The 19,552-nt window shown below is 70.2% G+C and carries 18 protein-coding genes and 1 riboswitch; of the genes, 14 read left to right on the top strand and 4 right to left on the bottom strand.

The window, feature by feature from the left end:
• Window positions 1-29 precede the first annotated feature (29 nt).
• The 12 genes from AC21LY_RS08270 (at window position 30) to AC21LY_RS08215 (ending at window position 14,280) form a co-directional block, all read left to right on the top strand.
• A complete protein-coding gene (locus AC21LY_RS08270; protein ID WP_489045926.1) occupies window positions 30-1,511 on the top strand; it encodes a M28 family peptidase in 1,482 nt (493 codons plus the stop codon).
• A 44-nt stretch (window positions 1,512-1,555) separates the two neighbouring features.
• Complete coding sequence (gene secA2 / locus AC21LY_RS08265; RefSeq protein WP_489045925.1) at window positions 1,556-3,862, top strand: accessory Sec system translocase SecA2; 2,307 nt, start codon at window positions 1,556-1,558, stop codon at window positions 3,860-3,862.
• A 7-nt stretch (window positions 3,863-3,869) separates the two neighbouring features.
• On the top strand, window positions 3,870-4,463 hold the full coding sequence (locus AC21LY_RS08260) for a CDP-alcohol phosphatidyltransferase family protein (RefSeq protein WP_489045924.1): 594 nt from the start codon (window positions 3,870-3,872) through the stop codon (window positions 4,461-4,463).
• 90 nt (window positions 4,464-4,553) lie between these two features.
• Complete coding sequence (gene gcvH, locus AC21LY_RS08255; RefSeq protein WP_489045923.1) at window positions 4,554-4,958, top strand: glycine cleavage system protein GcvH; 405 nt, start codon at window positions 4,554-4,556, stop codon at window positions 4,956-4,958.
• A 136-nt stretch (window positions 4,959-5,094) separates the two neighbouring features.
• Entirely contained in the window at window positions 5,095-5,535 is a 441-nt protein-coding gene (gene odhI, locus AC21LY_RS08250; protein ID WP_489045922.1) for an oxoglutarate dehydrogenase inhibitor Odhl, read from the top strand.
• Between the two features lie 5 nt (window positions 5,536-5,540).
• A complete protein-coding gene (ftsR, locus tag AC21LY_RS08245) occupies window positions 5,541-6,275 on the top strand; it encodes a transcriptional regulator FtsR (RefSeq protein ID WP_489045921.1) in 735 nt (244 codons plus the stop codon).
• 70 nt (window positions 6,276-6,345) lie between these two features.
• Window positions 6,346-6,864 (top strand): bifunctional nuclease family protein, encoded by a 519-nt coding sequence (locus AC21LY_RS08240; protein ID WP_489045920.1) that lies wholly within the window; start codon window positions 6,346-6,348, stop codon window positions 6,862-6,864.
• A 200-nt stretch (window positions 6,865-7,064) separates the two neighbouring features.
• Window positions 7,065-7,679: a MerR family transcriptional regulator gene (locus AC21LY_RS08235; RefSeq protein ID WP_489045919.1), complete on the top strand. Its 615-nt coding sequence runs from the start codon at window positions 7,065-7,067 to the stop codon at window positions 7,677-7,679.
• A gap of 56 nt (window positions 7,680-7,735) precedes the next feature.
• Window positions 7,736-8,932: a nucleotide disphospho-sugar-binding domain-containing protein gene (locus AC21LY_RS08230; RefSeq protein ID WP_489045918.1), complete on the top strand. Its 1,197-nt coding sequence runs from the start codon at window positions 7,736-7,738 to the stop codon at window positions 8,930-8,932.
• Window positions 8,933-8,982: 50 nt separating this feature from the next.
• A riboswitch (glycine riboswitch) is annotated at window positions 8,983-9,091 on the top strand.
• A 60-nt stretch (window positions 9,092-9,151) separates the two neighbouring features.
• A complete protein-coding gene (gene gcvP, locus AC21LY_RS08225; RefSeq protein WP_489045917.1) occupies window positions 9,152-11,983 on the top strand; it encodes an aminomethyl-transferring glycine dehydrogenase in 2,832 nt (943 codons plus the stop codon).
• A gap of 210 nt (window positions 11,984-12,193) precedes the next feature.
• Window positions 12,194-13,006: a hypothetical protein gene (locus AC21LY_RS08220; protein ID WP_489045916.1), complete on the top strand. Its 813-nt coding sequence runs from the start codon at window positions 12,194-12,196 to the stop codon at window positions 13,004-13,006.
• Window positions 13,003-14,280 carry a hypothetical protein gene (locus AC21LY_RS08215; protein ID WP_489045915.1) on the top strand — a complete coding sequence of 426 codons (1,278 nt, stop codon included), beginning with the start codon at window positions 13,003-13,005 and terminating at the stop codon, window positions 14,278-14,280. The genes AC21LY_RS08220 and AC21LY_RS08215 overlap by 4 nt, the downstream gene beginning before the upstream one ends.
• Before the next feature lie 124 nt (window positions 14,281-14,404).
• Here AC21LY_RS08215 and AC21LY_RS08210 read toward each other — a convergent pair whose 3' ends face one another.
• Window positions 14,405-14,641, bottom strand: a complete 237-nt coding sequence (locus tag AC21LY_RS08210; RefSeq protein ID WP_489045914.1) for an antitoxin — start codon at window positions 14,639-14,641, stop codon at window positions 14,405-14,407.
• 292 nt (window positions 14,642-14,933) lie between these two features.
• On the opposite strand from AC21LY_RS08210, the gene AC21LY_RS08205 reads away from it, so the two are divergent.
• The gene (locus tag AC21LY_RS08205; protein ID WP_489045913.1) at window positions 14,934-15,800 is read left to right on the top strand and encodes a DUF222 domain-containing protein; all 867 of its coding nucleotides are present in this window, start codon (window positions 14,934-14,936) and stop codon (window positions 15,798-15,800) included.
• On the top strand, window positions 15,797-17,035 hold the full coding sequence (locus tag AC21LY_RS08200) for an HNH endonuclease signature motif containing protein (protein ID WP_489045912.1): 1,239 nt from the start codon (window positions 15,797-15,799) through the stop codon (window positions 17,033-17,035). The genes AC21LY_RS08205 and AC21LY_RS08200 overlap by 4 nt, the downstream gene beginning before the upstream one ends.
• A gap of 174 nt (window positions 17,036-17,209) precedes the next feature.
• Here AC21LY_RS08200 and AC21LY_RS08195 read toward each other — a convergent pair whose 3' ends face one another.
• The 3 genes from AC21LY_RS08195 to AC21LY_RS08185 all read right to left on the bottom strand — a co-directional run bounded on the left by AC21LY_RS08195 (window position 17,210) and on the right by AC21LY_RS08185 (window position 19,519).
• Window positions 17,210-17,479 (bottom strand): hypothetical protein, encoded by a 270-nt coding sequence (locus AC21LY_RS08195; protein WP_489045911.1) that lies wholly within the window; start codon window positions 17,477-17,479, stop codon window positions 17,210-17,212.
• 134 nt (window positions 17,480-17,613) lie between these two features.
• Window positions 17,614-18,717 carry a substrate-binding domain-containing protein gene (locus tag AC21LY_RS08190; RefSeq protein WP_489045910.1) on the bottom strand — a complete coding sequence of 368 codons (1,104 nt, stop codon included), beginning with the start codon at window positions 18,715-18,717 and terminating at the stop codon, window positions 17,614-17,616.
• Window positions 18,718-18,727: 10 nt separating this feature from the next.
• Window positions 18,728-19,519: a spermidine synthase gene (locus tag AC21LY_RS08185; RefSeq protein ID WP_489045909.1), complete on the bottom strand. Its 792-nt coding sequence runs from the start codon at window positions 19,517-19,519 to the stop codon at window positions 18,728-18,730.
• Between the last annotated feature and the right edge of the window lie 33 nt (window positions 19,520-19,552).

Raw genomic sequence — 19,552 nt, 5'->3', positions numbered from 1 at the left:
TCCTCCTCTCCTGCGTATCTAATGAGGCCATGGTGCACATGGATAAGAACTCCACCATTCTCCGGGTCGTCGGCGCGCTGGCGGCGATGAGCCTCGTCGCGGCGGGCTGCGGCACCGCGGGGGAGCCGGCGGCACCGTCGAGCTCCGCGGCCGGATCGTCCTCGAAGGCCGCACCCGGCAGCGCCGCGCGCCCGGCCCCCGCCGGCGGGGCGGACGACGCCCGGGCCGTGGAGAAGGCCAGGGCGCTCGCGGACGCGGTCACTCTCGACGGTGCGATCACGCACCTGCAGGCGCTGCAGGACATCGCGAACCGCAACGGCGGCAACCGCGCGCTGGGCACGCCCGGCTACCAGCAGAGCGTCGAGTACGCCGAGAAGGTGCTGCGCGATGCCGGCTACAGCCCGGTGCGGCAGGAGTTCACCCATGCCGCGTGGACGGCGTCGAAGACGGATCTGCAGGCCGCCGGCGCCCCGGTGAAGGCGGCGGCGCTGCAGTACTCGGGTGCCACCGGCGGCGCCGTCACCGCCAAGGCGGTCGTGACCGGGAACCTCGGCTGCTCCGCGGCGGATCTGCAGAAGGTCACGCCGGGATCGATCGCGGTGGTCCAGCGCGGTACCTGCCAGTTCGGCGAGAAGTACCGGGCCGCGGCGGCGAAGGGCGCCAAGGCCCTGGTGATCGTCAACAACAACGACGAGGACTGGAAGGGCGGCACCCTCGGCCTCGACGACGGCGCCTCCATCGCCGTCGTCGGGGTCGCGAAGAACGCGCCGATCGCCGACGGTCAGGAACTCACGCTCACCGTCGACGCCAAGACCGTCAAGTCCACGACCTGGAACATCCTCGCCGAGACCGCCAAGGGCGACGCGGACAACGTGCAGATGGTGGGCGCGCACCTCGACAGCGTGGTCGAGGGGCCCGGCATCAACGACAACGGCACCGGGTCGGCCGCCGTCCTGGAGACCGCCGTGAAGCTCGGCGTGAACGCCGACGTCAAGAACAAGGTGCGCTTCGCCCTGTGGGGCGCCGAGGAGGAGGGCCTCGTCGGCTCCGAGCACTACGTCAAGCAGCTGAGCCCGGAGCAGTCCGCGAAGATCAAGCGCTACCTCAACTTCGACATGCTCGGCTCGCCGAACGGCGGCTACTTCACCTTCGACGGTGACGGTTCGTCCAAGCTCCAGGGCGGCGCGGGCCCGGCCGGCTCCGGCGTGATCGAGCAGGTCTTCCGCAACTACTTCGCATGGCGGAACGTCCCCGTCGAGGCGTCCGCCTTCGACGGCCGCTCGGACTACGGGCCGTTCAAGGAGATCGGCATCGCCGCCGGCGGTATGGACACCGGTGCCGACGGCAAGAAGACGGCCGAGCAGCAGCGGCAGTGGGGCGGCACCGTCGGGGCCACCTTCGACCCGAACTACCACAGCGCGCGCGACACCCTGCAGAACGTGAACCGCGACCTGTACCGCATCGCGCTCGGTTCGGTGGGCTACTCCACGGCGTACTTCGCGGCGCTCTGATACCCCGGTACGCTCGGTGACGCATTCGTCGAGCGGGAGGTCACGTGGGCAGGTTCAGCAACAAGGTGTGGAAGGTGCTCGGCGCGCAGAGCACGCGGAACCAGTCCCGGTCCGTCGCGCTGATCGAGCAGTCCGCCGCCTTCGACGAGTGGGCGCAGGGCCTCTCCGACGCGGAGTTCCCGGACGCCGCTCTGGCGCTGGACGTCTACGCCGCCAAGTCGGACGATCGCGCGAAGTTCATCGCGATCGCCCGCGAGGGCGCCGACCGCGCGCTGGGCCTGCGCCCCTTCGACGTCCAGTTGCAGGGCGCCGACCGCCTCCTCGAGGGCGACGTCATCGAGATGGCCACCGGCGAGGGCAAGACCCTCGCCGGTGCCATCGCCGCCGCGGGTATGGCGCTCTCGGGACGCAGCGTGCACGTGATCTCGCCGAACGACTACCTCGCCCGGCGCGACGCGGAGTGGATGAAGCCCTTCTTCGACCTGCTGGACGTCACCGTCGGCTACGTCGCCGAATCGTCCACCCGCGAGGAGCGGCGCGCCGCCTACGCCAAGGACGTCGTCTACGGCTCGGTGAACGAGATCGGTTTCGACGTGCTCCGGGACCAGCTCGCGACGCGCGCGGAGGATCTGCTCTCGCCGACGCCCGACGTCGCGATCGTCGACGAGGCCGACTCCGTGCTCGTCGACGAGGCGTTGATCCCGCTGGTGCTGGCCGGCTCCGTCAAGGGCGACGTGCCGCAGGCCGCGATCATGGAGGTCGTGGCCCGGCTGCGCGAGGGCAAGCACTACGAGATCGACTCGGACGGCAAGTCCGCCTTCCTCACCGACGACGGGGCGAAGCTGGTCGAGGAGGAACTGGGCGGCATCGACCTCTACTCGGACCTGCACGTCGCCTCGACGCTGCCGCAGGTCAACATCGCGCTGCACGCCTATGCGCTGGTCGAGCGGGACGTGCACTACATCGTCCGCGACGGCCAGGTGAAGCTGATCAACTCCTCCCGCGGCCGCGTCGCCGAGCTGCAGCGCTGGCCGGACGGCCTGCAGGCCGCGGTCGAGGCCAAGGAGGGGCTCTCGCAGACCGACTCCGGCGAGGTCATCGACACGATCACGGTGCAGGCGCTGCTGCAGCGCTACGCGCTGGTGTGCGGCATGACCGGTACCGCCATCGCGGCCGGCGAGCAGCTGCGCCAGTTCTACGACCTGGGCGTCTCGCAGATCCCGCCGAACACGCCGACCGTCCGCGTCGACCAGCCGATGCGCGTCTACGACAACAAGGGGAACAAGGTCGCGGGCATCGTCGACTACGTGCGCGAGGTGCACGAGACCGGGCAGCCCGTGCTCATCGGCACGCACGACGTCGCGGAGTCCGAGGAGCTCGCGCACATGCTCAAGATCTCGGGCGTGACCGCGACGGTGCTCAACGCCAAGAACGACGCCGACGAGGCGCGGATCATCGCCGACGCCGGGAAGAAGGGGGCGGTCACCGTCTCCACCCAGATGGCGGGCCGGGGCACCGACATCAAGCTCGGCGGTCACGACGCCGGTGACGACAGCCCCGAGCACGACGAGGTGGCCGAGCTCGGTGGCCTCGCCGTGGTCGGTACGGGCCTGCACGATACCGAGCGGCTCGACCAGCAGCTGCGCGGCCGCGCCGGCCGCCAGGGCGACCCTGGCACGTCGGTGATCTTCGCCTCCGTCGAGGACCCGATCGTCGAGCGGCACCTGCCGCTGAAGCGGCCGCCCGGCGGTGCGGACCCGGAGACCGGCGAGTTCCCTCGCGGCAAGGCCGCCGACATGCTCGAATCGGCGCAGCGCGTGGCCGAGGGCGGGATGCTCGAGACGCACGCCAATACCTGGCGGTACAACCAGCTGGTCAACCAGCAGCGCGACCTGGTGATGGCCCGCCGGCACACGCTGCTGACCACCGACCGGCCGCTCACGGACTTCGCCGAGATGGAGCCGGAGCGCCTTGCGGAGCTGCGGGAGGCGGACATCCCCGACGAGGTCCTCGAGCAGGCCGCCCGCGAGGCCTTCCTGTATCACCTGGACCGCGGCTGGGCGGAGCACCTGGCCTTCGTCTCCGAGGTGCAGACCACGATCCACCTGCGGGCGCTGGGCCGGCAGTCGCCGCTCGACGAGTTCCATCGCCTGGTGATCGAGGAGTTCCGCAAGCTGCCCGACGAGGCCGTGCGCCGGGCGCGGGAGACCCTGCGTGAGGCCGACATCACGGCCGACGGCATCGACCTCGACGGTGCCGACCTCGGCCGCAACACCCTGACCTGGACTTACATGGTCCACGACAATCCGTTCGCCACGAAGGGCATGGCGAACATGTTCGGGATGATCTGAGCGGGAGGTGAGCGCACCGTCGGACACCGGGGCGGGGCCGAGCCCCCTGAACGTGCCCAACGCTCTCAGCGTGCTGCGCCTGCTCGGCGTGCCGCTGTTCCTGTGGCTGCTGCTGGTGCGGCACAGCGACGGGTGGGCGCTGGCGGTGCTCATGGCCTCGGGGTTCACGGACTGGCTCGACGGCAAGCTGGCCCGGCTGCTGAACCAGCAGACCCGGCTGGGGGAGCTGCTCGACCCGGCGGCGGACCGGCTCTACATGATCGCGATCCCGATCGCCTTCGGCGTCCGCGAGATCCTGCCGTGGTGGGTGATCGGCCTGGTGATCGGGCGCGAGGTGCTCCTCGCCGGCACGGTCCCGCTCCTGCGCAGCCGCGGGCTCACCGCGTTGCCCACGCTGTATCTCGGCAAGGCCGCGACGATGGCCCTGATGTACGCGCTGCCCATGCTCCTGGCCGGTACCTTCGACAACGCGCTGGGCGCCGTGATGCACCCGCTGGGCTGGGCCTTCCTCCTCTGGGGCCTGGGCATGTACTGGTGGACCCTCGCGCTCTACTGGTGGCAGACGGTACTGGTGGTGCGTGACCTGCCCCGGGTGCGGTAATCGGGGGGTGTGTTGCTCAATCCTCGTGGCGCCCACTAAGTTGTAACCCGCTGCGCGGCCCCGCCCAGCCCTCGCGAAAGGACATCCACGTTGAGTGCCAGCTTCCCGGGTGAACTGATGTACACCCCCGATCACGAGTGGCTGCTGAAGAAGAGCGAGACGGTGGTGCGGATCGGGATCACCGATTACGCGCAGGACCAGTTGGGCGACGTCGTCTTCGTGCAGCTGCCGGAGGACGACGCCGAGGTCGCCTCGGGTGACTCCTTCGCCGAGGTCGAGTCCACCAAGAGCGTCTCCGACATCTACGCGCCGCTCACCGGCACCGTCGTCGCGATCAACGGTGAGCTCGACGCGAGCCCCGACCTGATCAACTCCGACCCGTACGGCGAGGGGTGGATCGTGGAGATCGAGGCGGCGTCCCCCGAGGACCTGGAGACCGCGCTGGGCGAACTGCTCGACGCGGACGCCTACAAGGCCCTCACCGCCGAGGCGTAGAACGCCTTCCTTAGAACGGCTTTAGAGCAGACCGATCCGGCCGCCTCCGAGGCGCCGGGCACGGTACCGTGGACCGTACGTCCATCAGGTGTCGTGAACTACAGACCTGTGCAGTGATCACTGACGAAGGAGCGATGTGAGCGAGAACGACAAGGGCAACGAATCGGCCCCCGTTGAGACCACTTCGGTGTTCCGCGCCGACATCATCCGCGAGATGGACGCCTCCGGCGGCGTCGAGAGCGATGCGCCCGTCTCGGGACTCGAGAACCTCCCGGCCGGCGCGGCGCTGCTCGTGGTCAAGCGCGGCCCGAACGCGGGCTCCCGCTTCCTGCTGGACCAGGAGACCACCTCCGCGGGCCGGCACCCCGATAGCGACATCTTCCTCGACGACGTGACCGTCTCCCGTCGGCACGCGGAGTTCCGCGCGGTCGAGGGCGGCTTCACCGTGGTCGACGTGGGCAGCCTCAACGGCACCTACGTCAACCGGGAGCCGGTGGACGCCTCGCCGCTCGCGCACGGCGACGAGGTCCAGATCGGCAAGTTCCGCCTGGTCTTCTTCGTCCCGGCGGCCGGCTGAGCCCTGTGACGGCACCACGCCAGGAATCGGCGGCCCCGAGCGCGATGTCGATCGGGGCCGTCCTCGAACGCCTTCGCGACGAGTTCCCGGACGTGACCATCTCCAAGATCCGATTCCTCGAGTCGGAGGGACTGGTCACGCCCGACCGGTCCCCGTCGGGGTACCGGCGGTTCTCGCCGAAGGACTGCGAGCGGCTGCGCTACGTGCTCACCGCGCAGCGCGACTACTACCTGCCCCTGAAGATCATCAAGGAGCAGTTGGACGCGCACGATCGGGGTGAGTCCGTCGAGGGCCCCGCCCCGCGTGCGCCCCGCGCGCTCGCGTCGGTGTCGTCGAAGACGGCGCCCGCCACCGACTTCTCCGCGCGCCGGCAGACCCGGATCAGCCGCGCGGACCTGCTCGCCCGCTCGGGGGCCGACGAGGCCTTCCTCCGGGAGCTGGAGCGCTCCGCGCTCCTGACGTCCGGCAAGGCGGGCTTCTTCGACGAGGACGCCGTCGCGCTGGTGCAGGCGGCCAAGGCGCTCGCCGAGTACGGCCTCGAGGCGCGGCACCTGCGCGCCTTCAAGACCTCCGCCGATCGCGAGGCGGGTCTCATCGCGCAGATCGCCAATCCCGTTGCGCGCGGCGGGGACGCGGGTGCGGCGGAGCGCGCCGCCGAGTTGGTGCGCGAGCTGGCCGCCCTGTCGGTCACCTTCCACACCCAGCTCGTGAAGGCCGCCGTCAAGGACGCGGTGCGCTGAGCGCGCCCGGGTCACGGATCGCTGCTGTGTCCGCGGTTCGTCGGCGCAGTCGCGCCGGTAAGCTGGAAGCATGATCGAGATGACCGTCGCGGGCATCCGGATGGACCCGCCGCAGAACGATCCCGTCCTGCTCCTGCGTGAGGCCTCCGGCCCGCGCTACCTCCCCATCTGGATCGGGCAGGGGGAGGCCACGGCGATCGCGATCACCCTGCAGGGGGTGGAGCCGCGCCGGCCGCTCACGCACGACCTGATCGCGGATCTGCTCGAGACCGTGGGCCGTTCCCTCACCGAGGTCCGGATCACGGGCCTGCAGGAGGGCACGTTCTACGCCGATCTCGTGCTCGACGGTGACCAGACCGTGTCGGCCCGCCCGTCGGACTCCGTGGCGATGGCGGTCCGGCTGGACGTGCCGATCTTCGCCGAGGAGGAGGTGCTCGCCGAGGCGGGTCTGCTCCTTCCCGACGAGGAGACCGATACGGAGGCAAGCGAACCCGATGCGGAGCCGCCCGCCGACGAGGAGGTCGAGGCGTTCAAGGAGTTCCTCGATTCCATCTCCGCGGACGATTTCAAGGCGCCCGGCGAGTCCTGAGTTCCGGGCCCGGAGGTCACGATTCGGTCTCGACCTCAAGTTCACCTTGAGGGTATCGGTGTGTCGCGTTGATTCGGGACGCCGTGCGTCATAGCGTTCACGCCGACACCGCGAAATGGCACCGAGGGAATTACACCGACGGCCGTCGCGCGGCAGGCGTACTGTGTGGAGTGCGCACGGACCTCATGAGGGAGACGGCAGTGACCGATCAGGACGGCACCGGGCGGAACGCCCCGCAGGCGGGTTCCGCCGTAGGGACGCAGGGCACGCTCGAGGACATCGCGCCGGGCCTGTTCCCGAACGACACCATCCCGGACGAACTGCTCGGCTACCGCGGACCCAGCGCCTGCCAGATCGCGGGTATCACCTATCGCCAGCTCGACTACTGGGCCCGCACCTCGCTCGTGGTGCCGTCCATCCGCAGCGCGGGCGGCTCGGGCACGCAGCGCCTGTACTCCTTCAAGGACGTGCTCGTCCTCAAGATCGTCAAGCGCCTGCTGGACACCGGCATCTCGCTGCAGAACATCCGCGTGGCCGTCGATCACCTCCGCCAGCGCGGCGTCGAGGACCTGGCCCGGATCACCCTCTTCTCCGACGGCACCACGGTCTACGAGTGCACGAGCGCCGAGGAGGTCGTCGACCTGCTGCAGCACGGCCAGGGCGTCTTCGGCATCGCCGTCTCCGGCGCGATGCGCGAGCTGACCGGTACCATCGCCGACTTCCCGGGCGAGCGCGCGGACGGCGTGGCCGCCGAGGCCGCACCCGAGGACGAGCTGGCTTCCCGCCGCCGCAACCGCGCTCGCGCCACCGGATAGTCGCTCCCGGGAAAACCTTTCGACACGCCACGGCCCGCGCGCCTAGTTTGGGCGGTATGGCCCATATCGCGATGTTCTCCATCCCCGCCCCGGGGCACGTCCTCCCGTCGCTGGACCTGATCGCGGAGCTCGTCCGCCGCGGCCACCGCGTGACCTACGCCAACGATCCGTCCATGCGCGCGACGGTCGAGCCCACCGGCGCGGAACTCAAGCCCTACCGGTCGAGAATCCCCGCGATCGGCGAGGCCGCGTCCGCCGGGGACGACGAGGCCTTCGCAGGCGACGTGATCGACCAGCTCACCGTCTTCGCCGACGAGTACGAGAACCAGCTGCCCCAGTGGTTCGACCTCTACGAGAACGACCGCCCCGACCTGATCCTCTACGACATCGCCGGCGCGATGTCGGTCGTCCTCGCCCGCACCTGGGGCGTCCCCGCGCTGCAGATCTCGCCGACCTACGTGGCCTGGAAGGGCTATGACGAGGACATGGCGGCCTTCTACGACGGGCTCCGCGCGGATCCGCGGGGCGCGGAGATGCTCGCGCGCCAGGACCGGCTCGTCGCCGGCTACGGCATCGAGGAGTCGTGCCTCGACCTGCTGGGCAAGCCCGAACGCTCGCTCGTGCTGATCGCGCCGTCGATGCAGCCGAACGCCGACCGCGTGGACCGCGACTTGTACACCTTCACCGGGCCGGCGCGGCGCCTGCCGGGCGGAGGGGCCGGCACCGTCGGGCGGAGCGACCGCAGGACGACGCTGCTGGTCTCCTTCGGCTCCGCCTTCACCGACCAACCGGAGGTCTACCGCGCGGCGTGCGATCTCGCCGCGCAGCGTCCCGACTGGCGCGTGATCCTCCAGGTCGGGGGCCGGACGGAGCCGTCGACGGTGACGGCCTCCGACGGTGCCGTGCCGCCGAACGTGCAGGTGCATCCATGGATCGACCAGGTCGCGGTGCTGCAGGAGAGCGATGTCTTCCTCACCCACGCGGGCATGGGCGGATCCAGTGAGGCGATGCTGACCGGCACGCCCGCGGTGACCGCGCCGCAGGCGGCGGACCAGTTCGAGAACGCGACGATGCTCGCGGCGGCGGGGATCGCGGTGCCGATGCCGGAGGAGGTGTCCGGCGCGACGCTGGGGGAGGCCTGCGATGCGGCGCTGGCGCTGACCGGGCGCGCTCGGGAGCTCGCGGCGGAAGTGCTCGACCTGGGCGGACTCGACCGGGCCGTCGAGGTGGTGGAGTCCCGGCTCCCGGCCTGACCTCACCGTACGGGCGTCCTGCTGAAATGCGTTAGAATCTCCGTGCGTCGCAACACCGCGTGGGAGAGCCCAGCGGGCACCGTCGAGCACGGGCCCACGGGCGCCGAAGGAGCAACACCTCTCCGTCAATCTCTCAGGCACCAGGACCACGTGGGTTGGGCGCCTCTGGAGCCGCCGGCGACTGAGGGGGAGGGCACCGTCCCTTGCCCGGAGGTCCCAGTGTCCGACAACACTCCCGTGAGCAACTTCCCCGCGCGCCACATCGGCCCGGACCCGAGTGAGCTCGAGCAGATCCTGCGCGTCATCGGCGTCGACAGCCTCGACGACCTGGCCCGCGCCGCCGTCCCGTCGGCCATCCTCGATCCCGCGGACGAGAACGGCCTCGGCGCGCTGCCGGCCGCGATCGACGAGCACGAGGCGCTCGCGGAGCTGCGCGCATTGGCGGACCGCAACACCGTCGATCGCTCGCTGATCGGCCTCGGCTACTACGACACGCTGACCCCGCCGGTGCTGCTGCGCAACATCATCGAGAATCCCGCCTGGTACACGGCCTACACGCCGTACCAGCCCGAGATCAGCCAGGGCCGCCTCGAGGCTCTGCTCAACTTCCAGACCATGGTCTCCGACCTGACCGGCATGGAGATCGCCAACAGCTCGATGCTCGACGAGGCCACGGCCGCAGCCGAGGCCATGACGCTGCTGCGCCGCGCCGGCAAGTCCAAGAGCCCGCGGTTGGTGGTCGACGTCGACGTCTTCCCGCAGACCCTCGCGGTGATCTCGACCCGCGCGGAGCCGCTGGGCATCGAGGTGGTCGTCGCGGATCTGGCCGACGGCCTGCCCGAGGGCGAGTTCTTCGGCGTCGTCCTGCAGACGCCCGGCGCATCGGGGCGCATCCCCGCCGTGAAAGCGGTCATCGACGCGGCGCACGAGCGCGGCGCGCTGGTCGCCGTCGGCGCCGACCTGCTGGCCATGACGCTGCTGACGCCTCCCGGTGAGGAGGGCGCCGACGCCTGCTTCGGCACCACGCAGCGCTTCGGCGTGCCGCTGGGCTTCGGCGGCCCGCACGCCGGCTACCTCGCGGTGCATTCGAAGCACGCCCGCCAGATCCCCGGCCGGCTGGTCGGCGTCTCCGTCGACGCCGACGGCAACCTCGCCTACCGCCTCGCCCTGCAGACCCGGGAGCAGCACATCCGCCGGGAGAAGGCCACGTCCAACATCTGTACCGCGCAGGTGCTGCTGGCCGTGCTGGCCGCGATGTACGCGTCCTACCACGGCCCGGAGGGGCTGCGGGCGATCGCGTTGCGGGTGCACGCCCGCGCCTCGGCGCTGGCCGCGGCCCTGGGCTCCGCCGTCGTCCACGACACGTTCTTCGACACCGTGCTCGTGAACGTGCCCGGCCGGGCCGACGACGTGCTCGCGGCCGCGAAGGCCGCCGGCTACAACCTGTGGCGCGTCGACGACGACCACGTCTCCGTCGCCTTCGACGAGACCTCGACCCCGGGCGATGTGGCCGCGGTCGCGCAGGCGTTCGGTGTGCAGCCGGTGGAGGCGGCACCGTCGGACATCGAGAACCGCACCTCCGAGTACCTGACGCACCCGGCCTTCCACGCCTACCGCACCGAGACGGCGATGCTGCGCTACCTGCGCAAGCTCGCCGACAAGGACATCGCGCTGGACCGCTCGATGATCCCGTTGGGCTCGTGCACCATGAAGCTCAACGCGACCGCCGAGATGGAGTCCATCACGTGGCCGGAGTTCTCCCGGCAGCACCCGTTCGCGCCGGCGTCCGATACCGAGGGCATCCGCGCGCTGATCGGCCAGCTGGAGGAGTGGCTGGTCGCGATCACCGGCTACGACAACGTCTCGCTGCAGCCGAACGCGGGGTCGCAGGGCGAGTACGCGGGCCTGCTCGCGATCCGCAACTACCACCTCTCGCGCGGCGATGCGCACCGCACCGTCTGCCTGATCCCGTCGTCCGCCCACGGGACGAACGCGGCGTCGGCGGTGATGGCGGGGCTGCGCGTGGTCGTCGTCGCGTCGCGGGAGTCGGGCGACGTGGACACCGCGGACCTCAAGGAGAAGATCGCCAAGCACGCCGACGAGTTGGCCGCGATCATGATCACGTACCCGTCCACGCACGGCGTGTACGAGCACGAGGTGCGGGAGATCTGCGGCGCGGTGCACGAGGCCGGCGGGCAGGTCTACGTCGACGGTGCCAACATGAACGCGCTGGTCGGGCTCGCCCGGCCGGGCAAGTTCGGCGGCGACGTCTCGCACCTGAACCTGCACAAGACCTTCTGCATCCCGCACGGTGGCGGCGGTCCGGGCGTCGGCCCGATCGGCGTGCGCAGCCACCTCGCGCCCTTCCTGCCGGGGCATCCGCTCGAGCCGTCACTGGGTTCGGGGCCGACCATCTCGGCGGCGCCCTACGGCAGCGCCTCGATCCTGCCGATCACCTGGGCGTACATCCGAATGATGGGTGCGTCCGGTCTGCGTGCGGCCACGCTGACGGCGATCGCCTCGGCGAACTACATCGCGGCGCGCCTCAACGATTCGTTCCCGGTGCTCTACACAGGTGAGAACGGCCGCGTGGCGCACGAGTGCATCCTCGACGTGCGCGGTATCACCAAGGAGACCGGCGTCTCCATCGACGACGTCGCGAAGCGCCTGGCGGACTACGGGTTCCACGCGCCCACCATGAGCTTCCCGGTGGCGGGCACGTTGATGGTGGAGCCCACGGAGAGCGAGTCGCTCGGTGAGATCGACGAGTTCTGCGATGCGATGATCGCCATCCGCGGGGAGATCGCCCGGGTCGCGTCGGGGGAGTGGCCCGTGGACGACAACCCGCTGCGCGGCGCCCCGCACACCGCCGAGTGCCTGGTGACGGAGTGGTCGCATCCGTACTCGCGGGAGGTCGCGGTGTACCCGCAGGGTCTGCCGTCCGGCGGGGCGCGGGCCAAGGTCTGGCCGTCGGTCCGTCGCATCGACGGTGTCTACGGCGACCGCAATCTGGTCTGCTCGTGCCCGCCGATCGAGGCTTTCGCGGAGTAGTTCGCGGTAGGGGGCATGCGTGGCGCGCACATCCCAAGCCTCGCCCGGCCCGGTCCGGTCGCAGAAGCCCGCGAGCTGATCCGAATCTTCACTCCAGCTGCGGACCGCGGCGATATACGCCGCGCCGGCCGCGAGGATTGGAAATCGGGTGGCGACACCGCCTGCTGAGGGGGCGGAGGCCGACAGGCCGCCGGGCAGGAGGGCAGAGGTATGCGCGGGCGCGTGACGCCTGGTGTGTTCGTGCCACCGACCGACGCCTCCGCGGGGCGCAAGGCGGCCTCCTGTCGCCAGTTGCGAGCTGAAGGCGATTTGCCGGTTTGGTCGATTAATCTCAGGATCGTGGATCGATCGGACTGGTGGAACTCGTACGCCGCAGGGGTACTCGTCGTGATGGTGCCGACGTTGGTGTTCGTCGGTGTCTTCGCGTGGCTGACTCGGCGGGAGCGCGTCCAGGTCCGGGCTGTTGAACTCGTCGTCGGCTACGGGATCGGGTTCGTGGTCGGGCTGGTGATTCTGCGCTTGATCGATCCACAGTCGTCGTTCGGCCTTGCTGTCTGCAACATGCTCATATGCATGATTGCGTATCCCGTTGTCCTATCGTGGAGTTACGTTCGTACGCGTCGTTGGCGTCGTGATGACAGCGCAGGACGTGCGGCGACACGCTCGGCGATTCCGGCGGCAGCACGCGAGTATTTCGCCGCGGAGTCGTTCCAGCGCGAGTTGGCCGGGATCTCCGAGGCATATTCGCCCACGCCGGCGACGGCATCGGATGTGATCGCTTGCTGGGCCTTTCGCGCCTTGGATTCCGGCGAGTACGTCGAGTGGTCATGGCTCATCCACTACGCCACCGCGATCAAGGGCTGGCGCATGTCCTCGCAAGCCCTCGCGGCGGGGATCCCGCGGCTCGCGGCCCCGTTTCTCTCCAGTGGCGACACACGTTGGGATCCCGCCGTGGACTGTGCCTTCCGCGAGCAGGCCCTCGCGTTGCTCACCGCCCGATTCGGTCAGCGGGTGACGGAGTGAAGGAGTTCCTGGTCGAGCTGGCGGGCGGCGCGATCGGCTGCGTTCTCGTATCGATCCTGCTGATGGCGATGTTGCCACTGTTCCGGCTGTCCCGGTGCGAGCCGAGAACCAGCGACCAGATCATCGGCACGGCGGTCGCGTTCGTCCCGGCGGTCGTGGTGATGGTCATGAGTCGCGTGATCCTCGAGGACGTCTCGCCGTTCCTCAGCTACGTCGGATTCGGCGCGGGGATCGGTGTCGTGATCTCCGGTGTCCACTACGTCGCCGCGATCCGGCACCGTCGGGCGCGCGGGTCGGTGACGCACGCCCCGCGCCCGGGGCGGTACGTGCCGCCCGCGCGGTTCTCGTCGGCGGTGCACCGTCGTTTCGCGGACCCCGAGGCTCGGGCCCGGTACGTGGTTGCGGCGTACCGTCAGGGCCTGCTCCCCGTGCAGTCCGTGCCGAGCCTGGCCGCGGATATCGTCGCGGAAATCCCCACCGCTGGGCCTGCGTGGGCCGAGTTCGCCACCGCGGAACACGAGTCCGCCGCGGGTCTGGACGCCATCGTCGACCGAGCGGCCGGCGAACTCGGCTATGCGCCCACGGACCAACAGGAGCGCGACGACCTCACCGAGCGACTGGTCTACAGCGCCCTCTGCAGCAGCGATCCACGGGTGCGGCGGGACACGGTCGAACTGCTTGCGCCCCCGGCTGGCCCACTGCGGCAAGACGTGCCCGAGTGGCAGAGGGATGAGCGAATCAGGGTGCTCCGCGCCGTGCTCACCGACGCGTTCGACGTTCGCTACGAGGCGGGTGTCAGCGAAGGGGTGCATCGCCACTTCGCGGATCCGATGGTGCGCGCCCGCTACCTGATCACGGCCTACCGATCGGGACTGCTGGCGCCGAGCGATCTGCCGGGTGAAGCGGCCACACTGATCCTCGACGTTCCAGGGGAGGCCTGGACCGAACTCGCGATGGCCTCGAACGACTCGTGGCGGTCGGACTTGGATCCTGTTGTCGCCCGCGCCGCCGCAGAGATCGGATACGCGCCTACGGACGCCGAGGCGGAATCAGTTCTTCTTCTCGATGCGGCGTACCGCGCCGTGACCGAGGGGCGGGTGCTTGAGGAAAGCTGTCGCCTGTACAAGGCGGAGTTCGAGGCCGAACACGATCGAGAGCTCGAGATGCTCAGGAACGCATGGTATCTGGTCGACGTATCCATTCCTGAGGACCTTCTGCCTCGTATTCGCAGGGACCTCGTCGTCTACCTCGACGCTCGCCATGGAGCGGTCTGACAGCCGATCACGCCCCGACAAGGTGCACAGGATTCGCGCTGGCCAGGCTCCGTCGCCCGAACCTCGGAGACGTCAGTGCCCACCCTGTTCATGAGGTGGGCACTGACGGTTCATGAGGCCGGTGTCAGCCCTGAGTGTTCGTCGGTGGGGTGCCGGGGGCAGGCTCCCCGCCCGCGGGCGGGGCAGTGTTGCCACCGGTGAGGCCGCCTGCGGCGTCCTTGGCCTTGTTCACCGCCAGATCGATCTTGTCCTCGTGTCCGGCGAACTTGCCCTTCGCCGCAGTGCCCGCCTTGTCGATCACTGAGTTGACCTGCTCGGAGTTCTTTCCGAGAAGTTCCTTGATCTTGTCGAGAAGAGCCATGATGCAACCTTCCGATGGATTCGTTCGCCGGCCGCCGTCGCCACTGCTTCACCGCGACGGCCCGCGGCTGTGTTCCTTCATCACCGTATCCGAGATCGACGGTGCTGCCGAGGTCTCGCTCGCGCCGATTCCAGACGGCGCGACACGAATGCGACACATCGCTCCTTCCGCGAACTGTTTCCGTGATCGCCGGACTCGGGACCCCACTGCGACGTCGAGCTTCGTGGTGAGGCGTTCGATTGACCGTCAGTAATCCGTTGCGATAGCGCTAGAACAAGTATACGATTGAATCATGACGCTGACGGCCGCTCTTCGTGATCTACCGGGGGATTTGATTCCTTCGGGGCTGACGGGCGCAGGTGGCCGGGAGCGTGCTCTCGCGGAGGTTTTGTTCGAACAACGTCGAGTCGAGAGTGTCGGGTACTGCCGCACGATGACGGCGGTCTATGCGTTGCATCGCGCGATGTACGCCGACGATGAGGCTGAGTACCTCGCTCAGCCGGCGGGGTTCGCGGATGCGGTGCAGGCCCGGCGGCAGCTGACTGCGGCGGGCGTGGCCTTGGAGGCTCAGGTCTCGACACTGCTGCGGCTGGGGTCCGCGGCCGCGCGCCTGGCGATCGAGACGGCCGTCGGGTTCGTGGAGCGCCTACCGAAGGTCTTCGCGCTGATCGGAGAGAACGTGATCTCGCCCAAGGCGGGGGAGGCGGCACTGCGGCGTTCGCACGCGCTCGACGACGTGCAGGTCCGGCGCTTCGATGAACTGCTGGCCGATCGCTTGACCGTTGATTTCGAGGTCTTGTCGCTTCCGGCATTGCGGGAGGCGGCGGACCTGATCGTCGATCAGATCGATGCGGAAGCCGCGGAGCGGCGGCGACGGGCGGCGATCGAAGACCGTCGGGTGACGTTCCGGCCGGAGGAGGACGGCATGGCGGCGGTGTTCGCGTTGATGCCCGCCGAGGACGCTTTGGAAGTACAGGCGCGTGTGGAGCACATCGCGGCGACGGTGTGCGACGCGGATCCGCGGACGCTTCCGCAGCGTCGCTCGGACGGCTGGGTTCAGCTGACCCGCGGTTTCAGTACCCTCGGCTGCCGGTGTGAGGCGCCGGATTGCCGGTACCGGGGGCGCGGTTCCACGGAGAGCCGGATGCGGACGGGGTGATCACCCGGTTCGTGACGCTGTTCAATGTCGTGCTGAACGAGCAGGACATGGTGTCCACGGGCGGCGAGGCCGCACCTGTGACGGAAGCGGCCAGCGAGGTGGTGTCGGCGACGGCGGGCGCTGCGGAGAACGGCGCAGCAGATAGGGACGTTGCGGAGAACGATGGGCGAGGGTCGGGATACCTGGTCGGGTACGGCCCGATCACTCTCGAGCACGCGTTGGCGCTCGCGGCCCGTGCGGATGCGAAGGTGAGACCCTTCGGCACGCGCATCGTCGACTGCGGACGTGCGAGTGCGGCGGCTGATCATGCGCATCTCGACGATGTCGACCCCCATGGGCGGTTGGACTTCGCTGCGGTGTGGGCGGATATCGTCGTCCGCCTCGAAGGACATTCCGGGCCCGGCGAAGGCTGGTCCTTCGGCGACGGCCCGGGCGGGCCTCCTGACGACGGCCCGGGCGGGCCCGGTATCGACGGCCCCGTTGGCGATCCACCGGGCGCGCCGCTCGGCGCCGCGGGCCACCCCGACTCACCCCACTCCGAGGCGCGGCCCGGTGCAGCCGGCGGGGAGGATCCGCGCCCTGTTTCGCTGCGGCCCGACGATCGGCTTCGCACGCATCGCACCGGCGGAGAGGCCCTGGTCACGGCGCGGGGCAGTGCCGGATACCGGCCGTCGGCTGATCTGCGACGGTATCTGCGTCTGGTGTTACCGCGCTGCGTCTTCCCGTACTGCACGCGTCCGGCGTCGCGAGCGCAGGTCGACCATCGGCGCGAGTTCGACCACCGTGATCCCGCGTCGGGCGGCATGACGACGGCTGATGAACTCCAGCCGCTGTGCGTGGCGCACCATCAGCTGAAGACCGCGGGCGAATGGATCGACGCGCGACTGCCGGACGGGCGGATCCTGTGGACCTCACCGGACGGGCGGCGCTACATCGTCGACCCGAGCGGTACGGTGTTCGCACTGTTCCCCGATCTGAAACGCGTTCGCTGGATCGTCCCCGAGCGGGCGGCAACGGGGGAGCACTACGCCGCAGAGCCAGGGGGGCGGACCCGCTTGCAGCGCGAGCACGCGCGACGGGAGCGGCTGCGGCAGCGGAACGTCGCGGCGATGCAGGCCGAGCTGGACCGCGCGAACACCCCGATCAGCACGATCGAGGACAACCTCGCCGCCGCACTCGGCGCACCCCGCCCATCGCGCCTCACACCGTCCTTCGACGGCCCACCGCCGTTCTGACGACGGAACCCGCGCCCCGACAGCAGGCCGGCAGTGGCAGTGTGCGGTGGCAGTGGCGTCCGCGCTCGATCACCCGAGGGTGCCAGATCCCACGATGACTGCGACGGCGGCGAGTGCGGGTGTGTCGAGGGCATCGCACGTGGCGCGGAAGCTGATCGGGAAGGTACGGCGCGACTAAATCACCCCCGCGCTCGTGCCTGTATCGCTGGTCAGCTCAAGGACGGTCGGCACGACGATATGGAACGGAATCGACGACAGGAGTTCGCCGAGCAGCCGGACCGCGGGGCGCGCCGGCCCGCGTTCGGAAGCCCGGAGAGTCACATCGCCGAGCTGGATCGTCCACATCCGCCGGAGGTAGTCGCCAGCCGGCGCCGATCGGATCGCGATCGCAGGTGCGCGACGGTTTCGCCACATGCCGTCGTGATACGTCAGGTGGAACCCCATCGGAGTCGGACTCGAACCTGAAGTCGCGCCCCTCGCGGGTCACTCGGAACGACGAGGTGGCGTCGCCGAAGCGCACCGTCCAGCGCAGGCGACGACCTGCGAGCGACATCGACGCGATGGCCTGGGGCATGGGCTCAGCGACGGTCGATCGTGTCGGCGAGGGCGATGACGGCGGTGTTGGGGGCGGGCGCCAGCGGCTCGACGGTGCCGAAGGCGACGGACGCCGTCTTCGCCGGGGCGGGCTGGCCGACGACCCGGAAACCGGCTTCCGCCAGGGGTTTCGCGTTGTCCTTCTGCGTCAGGTAGGAGACGAAGTCGGCGGCCGCACGGTCGTGCGCGTCGGTGGTCTCCTGCCGGTCGAGGACCGCGGCGGGGAAGGTCGCGGCGGCGGTGGGGCCCGCCGGGTACACCGCGACCGGAGCGGCGTCGCCGCGGCCGCGGGCGAACGACGCGAGCTGCTGCTCGGTGACGGGCACGGCTCGCACGGCATCACCGGGCGCGGTCAGGGCCTCCAGCGCCGCCCCCGCCGTGGTCGACTTCGGGGCGTCCTTCACCCAGCGCGCCAGCGAGCCCGCGACGACGGGGCTCTTGGCGGCGTCCACGGACAGTGCCGCCCCGGCGGTGCGGTCCACCGCCGCGGCGACGGACTGCGCCGCGAGGTAGGTGCCGTCGGCGTCCGCGCCCGTGGGCAGCGCGATCCGGAGCTGCTCCTGCCGGGCGGGGAGGTCGAGCCAGCGGACACCGTCGAAGGAGGACCGTGCCGAGTTGCGGACGGCCAGGACCACCGGCGACGACGCGATCGACGTGGGCTGCCCGGACAGCTCGGCGGGCTTGACCGTCGCGAGCCGCGCCGTCCACACCGTGCTCTCCGGGATCCACAGCGACGGCACCGCACCCAGCTTCGGATCCCAGGTGCCCGAGAGCGCGGCCAGCGCGACGGGGGAGTCGATCCCCGTCACCTCGATCTTGGCGCAGTAGTCGGCCGAGACCGTGCCGCTGGAGTTGAACCCCTCGGCGACTCGCCGGAGCGGCCCCACCAGTGCGGGCGCCGCCGCCACTTGCACCGTGAGGTCACCCCGCACGCAGGAGGCGGCCGCGTCGCGGCCCTCCTGCTGCGAGCGCCCCGAGAGCCAGACCATGGCCCCGGCGATCACCGCCACCGCGACGACCACGACGGCCGCGGCGATCAGCCAGCGCGCGATCCCGCGGGAACCGGATTTCGAACGGTGTGATCCCATCGAGAGAAACCTACCCGAAGACGCCGCGCGGCGGCAGCGGCGACACCTGAGCGTTCGCGCTGGTGAAGGGCTTCGCGCCACCCACGAACCTGGTCACGTCACCGCCCGCCAGCAGTGTCCCCGGGAACGGATCGCCGGCCAGGCGCCGGGCCAGCCCGTCGGGCACTGCGCCCGCCACGAGCACCAGGTTGCCGAATCGGCGGCCCTTCAGTACCGCCGGCTCGGCCGCGATCGCCACCTCGCCGAACACCCCTGCCACGGTCGCGACCACCGACCGTGCGAAGGCGAGCGGGGCACCGTCGGCGATGTTGAGCGCGACCACCGCGCCCGGCGCGAGCAGCGGCACGAGCGAGGCGAAGAACTCCGTGGTGGTCAGCGCGGCGGGCGTGCGGGCCCCGGCGAAGACGTCCAGGACCAGCACGTCGACGGTGCCGCGCATCCCCGGTGGCAGCACCGACGCGGCCGACGCGGCGTCGGCGCACCGGATCTTGATCTGCTCGCGCCTGGGCAGCGGCGCGGCCGCCCGGACCGCGTCGATGAGCGCCCGGTCGATCTCCAGCACCTGCTGCCGCGACCCCGGACGGGTGTGCGCGATGTACCGCGGCAGCGTGAAACCGCCGCCGCCCAGGTGCACGGCCGTGACCGGCGTGCCCTCCGGCCGTGCCAGGTCGACGACGTGCCCGATCCGGCGGACGTACTCGAACACCAGGTTCGTCGGGTCGCCGGTGTCGACGTAGCTCTGCGGCGTCCCGTCGAGCAGCACCGTGAACGCGCCGGGCCGGTCGCGATCGGCATCGATCACGACCGGCCCGGCGGCGGCGCCGGAGACTCCGGC

It is taken from the genome of Tsukamurella sp. II2bb (genome assembly GCF_057815145.1).
Note: the sequence above shows the minus strand (reverse complement) of the source record. Positions and strands in the feature narration are given on the sequence as shown.